At 74.7% G+C, this 1,248-nt stretch carries 1 protein-coding gene and 1 pseudogene; both read right to left on the reverse strand.

All coding sequences use genetic code 11. From position 1 onward, the window contains the following. A pseudogene (locus IFT36_RS16065) lies at positions 1-343 on the reverse strand (hypothetical protein); the annotation flags it as partial. Between the two features lie 44 nt (positions 344-387). Further along, positions 388-1,203 (reverse strand): ABC transporter permease, encoded by an 816-nt coding sequence (locus IFT36_RS16070; protein WP_200413670.1) that lies wholly within the window; start codon positions 1,201-1,203, stop codon positions 388-390. Between the last annotated feature and the right edge of the window lie 45 nt (positions 1,204-1,248).

A 1,248-nucleotide genomic window follows, 5' to 3' on the forward strand; every position in this document is an offset into this window, starting at 1 on the left:
CCCCCGCCGGGGCGAGCAGCAGGGGCACGCCCAGTCGCTCCGCCTCGTCGGCCGCCTCCGCCTGGCCCGCCGCGTCCCCGTCCGCGGCGACGACCGCGACCGGACTGGAGGCGAAGAGCGCCCTGCTGGCCTCGACGGCCCTCTCGGAGGCGCTGGCGCCGCCGACCACCGTGACCCGCGCCTCCTGCTGGTGGGTGACGAGGGCCGTGCGCCCGTCGGCGTCGTCGGTCGAGGTCGACGTGCAGCCGGTCGCGGCGAGCAGGACCACGGTGGCGAGCGACGCCGCCACGGTCAGGCGGGACGGGCGGGAGGGGACGCGGGATCGGCGGGTACGGGAAAGCACCGATCCACGGTAACCGCGACCGCCGACACGGGCGCGCCGACGGCTCAGCTCAGGACGTCCTTCGTGGTGAACCGGCCGAGTGCCAGCGCGCCGAAGACCACGACGTAGCCGGCCTGCAGCAGGGCGTTGGCGCCGAACGAGTCCCACGAGACCGGGTCGCGCATGAGGTCGGCGAATCCCAGCCAGTGGTGCGTGAACAGCCAGGGGTCCAGGACGTCCAGTTGCGGCAGCGCATCGACGATCTGGGCGACGGTCGAGAGCACGATCGTGGCCGCCATGGCCCCGACGGGCACGCTCGTCAGCGTCGAGGCGAACAGGCCGATGGTGCTCAGGCCGAGCAACGACATCGTGACGTAGAGCGCCATCAGCAGCAGCCTCAGGGCGTACTCGCCCAGGCCGATCGTCTGCCCGGAGAGCAGGGTGACCGGCCCGACCGGGAACAGCGCGGCCCCGGCGATCGCCCCGAACACGACCACCACGAGCGTGGCGGCGAGGCAGAACGCCGCGGCCGCCGCGAACTTGACGAGCAGGAGGCGCACCCGGCCCACCGGCGTCACCAGCAGGTACCGCAGGGTGCCGAGGCTCGCCTCGCCCGCGATCGTGTCGCCGGCGACGACGCCGACGGTCAGCGGGAGGAAGAGCGGGATCGCCACCGTGAGGGCGGTGAGCGAGACGAAGAGGCCGTTCTGGGTGATGTCGCCGAGGAAGGCGGGCCCGCGACCACCGCCGCCGTCGGACGACGTGACGCGCACGGCGACCGCGAGCAGCACCGGGATGAGGGCCAGCGCGGCGAGCAGCGCGATCGTGCGGACGCGGCGGAAGAGCACCGCCAGCTCGCTGCCCAGCAGGCCGAGGCCCAGCGCGCTCCGGGGGCGGTCGACGGCGGGGGCGGCGTCGGGACGCGC

This window comes from Frigoribacterium sp. CFBP 13605 (genome assembly GCF_014839405.1).
GTDB lineage: Bacteria > Actinomycetota > Actinomycetes > Actinomycetales > Microbacteriaceae > Frigoribacterium.